This window comes from Exiguobacterium sp. A1_3_1, assembly GCF_048985645.1.
Lineage (GTDB): Bacteria > Bacillota > Bacilli > Exiguobacteriales > Exiguobacteriaceae > Exiguobacterium_A > Exiguobacterium_A indicum.
In genome coordinates this window covers 36860-43206 of record NZ_WBYY01000006.1, presented here as the reverse complement: position 1 = coordinate 43206, position 6347 = coordinate 36860, and the positions used below count along the sequence as shown (strand labels likewise).

Below are 6347 nucleotides of genomic sequence, written 5' to 3'. Positions count from 1 at the left end.
GTGGGCTCGGAGATGTGTATAAGAGACAGGCGCTATACTGATGGCGTATCGTCATCATGCTAGAGGGGGAAATGAAGTCATGCCATATGTTACGGTTAAAATGTTATCGGGTCGTACAGTCGAACAAAAACGCGCTTTGATTGAAAAAGTCACGGAAGCGGTTTCGGAAACGACGAATGCTCCTAAAGAAAACATCACGGTCTTCATCGAAGAGATGGAAAAAACAGATTACGGTCAAGCTGGCGTCATGTTCGCGGATAAATAAACAACAAGAGACGTCCGGTCGTTACCGTGCGTCTCTTTTTCCCATCTACTTGATCTCTAAGGAGGAATTCTTATGACTACTGTTACTGTACTTGGTGCGACCGGTCGAACGGGTCGACCTTTGATTGATCGGTTATTAGAAGACGGCTATGATGTCCAAGCACTCGTGCGTTCCACGTCACCGGACTTACCGGTCCATGACCGACTCCACGTCCTGACGGGAGATGCGACAAACCCGGACAATCTCGAACAAGCACTCGCAGGAAGTACCGCTGTCTTCAGTTGTCTCGGTACCGATCAACAGCAGGTCCTCTCGACAGCGATTCCACATCTCGTCACGAAGATGAAGGACGTAGGTATCGAACGGATCGTCTTCATCGGTACAGCAGGCATTCTCGATGCATCAGAAGAACCAGGAAAGTATCGTTTCCAATCGAGTGAGTCCCGTCGACGCTCGACGATTGCAGCAGAGGATCACTTGAAAGCTTATTTGACCTTAAAGGATGCAGACGTCGACTTCACCGTCATCTGCCCAACACAACTGACGGAAGACAAAGCACTTGCTGCTGACGACCTGTTGATCGAGGCGACACGCTTCACTGCACCGACAGGACCGATTCCCCGGGAAAACGTCGCGCAGTTCGCCGTTGAAGTCTACCGTGACGGAACCCATCATCGCGTCCGTGTCGGGATTGCGTCGCACGGTACGACTAAATGACAGACAAAAAGAGCAATGGATCAATGATCCATTGCTCTTTTATAAGTGTATCTCTTAAAGCAAGACGCTGACGACGATTGCCGTCAAGACACTGACGAGTGTTGCGCCGTAGAGTAACTTCAGACCAAAACTAGCCGCAACGCTTCCTTGGCGGTCGTTCAATCCTTTAACCGCACCAGCGATGATTCCGATTGACGAGAAGTTCGCAAACGAGATCAAGAAGACAGAAACGATTCCGAGTGTGCGTTCCGAGAATTCTTTTGAGTATTCTGGAAGGCTCAACATCGCAACGAATTCGTTCGTGATCAATTTCGTTGCCATGACACTACCGGCACTGACAGCTTCCGCCCATGGAATACCCATGATGAAAGCGAACGGTGCAAAGATGTATCCGAGGATTTCTTGGAACGAGATGTTTAGAACCATCAAGAAGATATCGTTGACCATACCGATCAAGGCGTTATAACCGATCAACATCGCACCAACGATGATTGCGACTTTGAATCCATCCATGATGTATTCGCCGAGCATTTCGAAGAACGTTTGTTTTTCTTCGACGATTTCAAGAATATCTTCTTCCGGATCAACCGTGTATGGGTTGATGATCGAGACGATCATGAAACCACCGAACAAGTTCAATACGATTGCTGTAACGACATATTTCGGTTCTACCATCGTCATGTATGCACCGACGATCGACATCGAAACCGTCGACATCGCTGACGCACACAATGTGTAGAGACGGTTTGCTGGTAATTGACCGATTTGTTTTTTAACTGTGATGAATACTTCTGATTGTCCGATCGCAGCTGAAGCAACCGCGTTGTAAGACTCAAGACGTCCCATACCGTTGACTTTTGATAGGACGAAACCGATACCGCGCATTAAGAGTGGTAAAATCTTCGTGAATTGTAGAATCCCGATCAAAGCAGAGATGAAGACGATCGGGAGCAAAACATTGATGAAGAATGGTTGTGCGCCTTCGTTCGCTAAACCACCGAAGACGAAATCAATTCCGATTGCCGCATAACTAAGCAGTTTTTCAAAGACTTTCGCGACGCCACGAATGACGATATATCCGAACGATGTATTGAGTAAAATGAACCCAAGTACGAGCTGAAGAACTAGCATGACCGCAAGCGGTTTCAATTTGATGCCTTTACGGTTACTGCTGACAAGGAGTGCCAAGCCGAAAACGATAGCCAGTCCGAGTAGTGCGATAAGATATTTCATGAAGTACCCCTCTATCTATTAGTTGTTTATCAGTTGTACATTCGTACGATGTCTGACGTTTAATCTCTTTCCAAGTAATAGAATAATCAATATTTCGAAGAACTACAAGAGGAAAAGTTCATTTAGTAACCGCTTTCGTTATTTTCATAGACTTTCAAGACAAACTTTTCCAAGCGTTCCCGAACATTGTCCTGACTAAGGTTTTGCCTTCCATATGCTTTCCACCCCGGATAGACGTCGATCGTTTCAGGTCCAAAATCAAAAACAGCCCGAATATCCCACGCGTGATCGTAAGAACGTTTCGTCTGTTTGAGGTAGCTTTTTAAAAAATGATCCGCCATCTCAATGGATTCAAGCAAGGCAAGATTCAAACGACAATGCGCAAGGTCGACTTCAATGGGACCTACACACGCATTAATCCAATCAATCGTATGGCACGTTCCATTCATTTCGTATAACACATTGACCGGATGAAAATCCCGATGAATGAATCGGATCGTTTGACTTTCGTCCGGTTCGACCGCAAGTAGCTGACGCCATCTCTCCGGATGCTGCGTCCACGTCGGAACGTGACGCTCTGTCGCATACGGTTGATAGACATACCGAGATTCTGGTATCGGTAGTGCATGAATCGCAGCAAGCATCTGTGCCAGTCGATCGACATATTGCTCATCCACCTGATCAAGCCGGATCTCTCCCGGCGAGCGGGTCATATATAACCACGGCGGGACTTCGTCTCTAACATCGGTTTGATAGTCCAACACATCTGGTGCTAAGTCACCTGCTGCTTGTAACGCAAACACTTCATGCAAGACAAGATCCGGCTCCTCATGTAGCCAGTCTTGATTCGTATGGACGCGAAGAATTCCCTCACCGACTCGAAAAACAAGGGAGGATGTCGCGCCTTTTAAGACTTCGACCTCTCCTCCTTCCTGTCCAAGCTGTTGCAAGATTTTCGTAAGGACAGCGGACGATATCATGATGTCACGCTGCCAATCAATAACTGGTCGATTTGCATCTTCTCATTCGCATGTTCGCGCAAGTCGTGCAAAATTTCTTGCGGGAAGAACAGCTTCTCATCCGTCTGGCGTGACGTCGCGATGGCTTGAACGAGTGGTGAAACTTGCGAAATCTCTTTCATTTGCCCATCCTTCATCTGCAACATGATCGGCTGCTTACTGATTTCACCGTTATCTCCATATAAATCGTAAGGAAGACGACTGAGTTTATCTTCAAGCAGATAATACGTCGGATTCAAGCCGATTGCTTCGAACAACTCACACAACTTATCGTGGACGAGTTCACGTTTTTCAGCCGGATAATCGACATACTTGAACAACTTCCGGTCAACGAATCGCCCCGATAGATCTGCAAGGATTGGATCCTGTTCATTCGCCCACTGCTGAAAATAGAAGTAGACGATTGTCTCATCCAGCCCAAGGAAATCACGCAACTCCATCTTCTGATCAAATAGCGGCATCAAATGGATTGGTGCAATCGCAAACGGATATGCGGACAGGTACAACTCCTGCGCCCGTTCGAGAATGGCTTTTAATAGGTAATCACTCGATCGTGTCACCGGATGCAGGTAGACTTGCCAATACATCTGATACCGCCTCATGATGTAGTCTTCGATCGAATGCATTCCGGATTGTTTGACGACCATCTGATTATGGGCCGGACGCAATACCCGAAGCATCCGCTCGAGATCGAATTTTCCGTAGCTGACACCGGCAAAATGCGCATCGCGCAATAAATAATCCATCCGGTCAACGTCGAGTTGTGAGCTGATCATCGTAACAAGCAGTTGATTCGGGTGCGTCTTGTTGATGATCGATGCTACTTCTTCCGCAAATCCGTCTCCGACTTGGTCGAGGACTTTCTTGATTTCCGTATCCCCGAGAATGATCCGCTCCGTCCACGTTTCGTGATTAACACCGAAGACGTTCTCGAATGCGTGCGAAAACGGACCGTGTCCGACATCGTGTAAGAGTGCCGCAGCCAGCGTCAACTCCCGGTACTGATCGTCCCAATCGGCGCGACCGTTGAAGACATCGATCAGTTGACGCGTGATTTCATAGACACCGAGCGAATGATGGAACCGTGTGTGCTCTGCTCCATGAAACGTCAAAAAGGATGTTCCGAGTTGTTTGATTCGGCGTAGTCGCTGAAATTCACGTGTACCGATCAGTTGCCAAATCAACTGATCACTGACATAGATATAGCGATGAACCGGATCCTTGAAGACCTTCGTTTCCTTTAATTGTCCTAATGATTGATACATATGTTTCTCTCCTTTAAATCGTGTCTATGTCGTTGTTGTTCGGTTTTGTTTCCAAGGATTCCTGTCTCCCGCGGCGCTTCGCACAGAAACTTTACACACCCTGTGCTATAATGATGTCGCAAATCTACAATAAAGGAACGAGCCTATGGGAATCGAACTCTTAAAACAAGAACATTATCGTATTTTTGATCAAACGTCACTCGGAACTGCTTTCCATGCGACACAATCGTTTGCGATGGACGACACATTATGTGCTTCCGTTGCAACAGAAGGAGCCGCACTCCGCTCTTGGATTCACCACGAAACCGTCGTCCTCGGCATCCAGGATGCCCGTCTTCCTCATCTTGCTGACGGTGTAGCCGTTCTGCATGAACATGGTTTCTCGCCCGTCGTCCGTAACTCAGGTGGTCTTGCCGTCGTCCTCGACGCTGGTGTCTTGAATATTTCACTCGTCTTACCGGAACGCGGCGGCATCGATATCGACAGTGGTTACGAAGCGATGCTTGCGCTCGTCCGCCGCATGTTCGCACAAGAAACGGACGCGATCGTCGCTGGTGAAGTCGTCGGATCGTATTGTCCCGGTTCTTATGACTTATCGATTGCCGGTAAAAAATTCGCTGGTATCTCCCAGCGTCGTGTCCGTGGCGGAGTGGCCGTTCAAATCTATCTTTGTGTCAACGGAAGTGGAAGTCAACGCGCCGCTTTAGTCCGTGACTTTTACGAGGCAGCGCTTCAAGGTGAAACGACGAAATTCGTTTATCCGACCGTCGTGCCGGAAACGATGGCGTCACTCGAGGAACTGCTTGGTACTCCATTGACAGTCGAGGAGTGCTTACGTCGTGCATATGAAGCGTTACTTGCGCTCGACGCTGATTTGACGCCCGCAACTTTGACGGAACTCGAGAACGAGCGATTCGGCGTCAACTTGAGTCGGATGCTTGATCGAAACGAAAAAGCCCTAGGTTAAGAAAGGAGAGAACGTGATGATCCGATTGATCACAGACAGTGGTGCTGATGCACCAAAAGACATGTTAGATGCATATGATTTTACGGTCATGCCATTCGGCGTATTGATCGACGAAGACACGTTCTTCGATGGAGAATCGATATCTCCGAAACAACTGTATGATAAGATGCGTGACGGTGCAGCACCAAAGACATTCCAAGCAGAAGTCAGCCGGATGGTCGAGGTGTTCACGCGTCACTTCGAACAAGGGGATCCCTTCCTCTACCTCGCCTTCTCGAGCGAATTATCGGGAACATATCAAACCGCGAAGATGCTAGCAGAGGAACTCGCAGAAAAGTATCCGAACGTTCCTTATCTCGTACTCGATACGAAAACCGCTTCGACAGGACAAGGATTGTTCGTTCTCGACGTCGCAGAATACGCACAAACGCATTCGTTTGAAGAAACAGTGGCTTATGCTGAAGCCAAAGTAAATACGATTCGTCATCTGTTTACAGTCGAATCACTCGAATATTTGATGCGCGGTGGACGCGTTTCGCGAGCTAGCGCCTTCATTGGTGGTCTCTTATCGATCTTGCCACTATTGACAGTCGAAGACGGAAAATTGATTCCAAAAGAGAAGATCCGTGGTCAGAAAAAAGTCATGAACCGGATCGTCGAGTGGATGGAAGAAGCACGTCCAGCGATTGACGGACATCGAATCATGATTGGTCATGGGGATTCGATCGAACGGGCAGAACAATTAAAACAATTGATTGAAGCACAGTTTTCACCAAGCGAAGTCATCTTGACGATCGCCGGCGCAGCGATTGGTTCACATACAGGACCGGGACTCGTCGTCATTGGGTATGACCTTCCACGTTAACGGCACTCATTTTTAT

7 protein-coding genes are annotated in these 6347 nt (G+C 47.9%); 4 read left to right on the top strand and 3 right to left on the bottom strand.

What is annotated here, in order from left to right; translation table 11 throughout:
* Positions 1–79 precede the first annotated feature (79 nt).
* Together F8N00_RS01595 and F8N00_RS01590 are read left to right on the top strand one after the other, a co-directional pair.
* Complete coding sequence (locus F8N00_RS01595) at positions 80–265, top strand: 2-hydroxymuconate tautomerase (protein WP_023466792.1); 186 nt, start codon at positions 80–82, stop codon at positions 263–265.
* Between the two features lie 72 nt (positions 266–337).
* The gene (locus F8N00_RS01590) at positions 338–982 is read left to right on the top strand and encodes an NAD(P)-dependent oxidoreductase (protein ID WP_421017628.1); all 645 of its coding nucleotides are present in this window, start codon (positions 338–340) and stop codon (positions 980–982) included.
* Positions 983–1036: 54 nt separating this feature from the next.
* Here F8N00_RS01590 and F8N00_RS01585 read toward each other — a convergent pair whose 3' ends face one another.
* The 3 genes from F8N00_RS01585 to F8N00_RS01575 all read right to left on the bottom strand — a co-directional run bounded on the left by F8N00_RS01585 (position 1037) and on the right by F8N00_RS01575 (position 4499).
* Positions 1037–2215 carry a NupC/NupG family nucleoside CNT transporter gene (locus tag F8N00_RS01585; protein ID WP_023466789.1) on the bottom strand — a complete coding sequence of 393 codons (1179 nt, stop codon included), beginning with the start codon at positions 2213–2215 and terminating at the stop codon, positions 1037–1039.
* Between the two features lie 122 nt (positions 2216–2337).
* On the bottom strand, positions 2338–3195 hold the full coding sequence (locus F8N00_RS01580) for a phosphotransferase family protein (protein ID WP_075642765.1): 858 nt from the start codon (positions 3193–3195) through the stop codon (positions 2338–2340).
* A complete protein-coding gene (locus F8N00_RS01575) occupies positions 3192–4499 on the bottom strand; it encodes an HD domain-containing protein (RefSeq protein ID WP_075642766.1) in 1308 nt (435 codons plus the stop codon). The genes F8N00_RS01580 and F8N00_RS01575 overlap by 4 nt, the downstream gene beginning before the upstream one ends.
* 145 nt (positions 4500–4644) lie before the next feature.
* On the opposite strand from F8N00_RS01575, the gene F8N00_RS01570 reads away from it, so the two are divergent.
* Both F8N00_RS01570 and F8N00_RS01565 read left to right on the top strand, forming a co-directional pair.
* On the top strand, positions 4645–5466 hold the full coding sequence (locus tag F8N00_RS01570; protein ID WP_075642767.1) for a lipoate--protein ligase family protein: 822 nt from the start codon (positions 4645–4647) through the stop codon (positions 5464–5466).
* Between the two features lie 16 nt (positions 5467–5482).
* Positions 5483–6331, top strand: a complete 849-nt coding sequence (locus F8N00_RS01565; RefSeq protein ID WP_075642768.1) for a DegV family protein — start codon at positions 5483–5485, stop codon at positions 6329–6331.
* Positions 6332–6347: the final 16 nt, after the last annotated feature.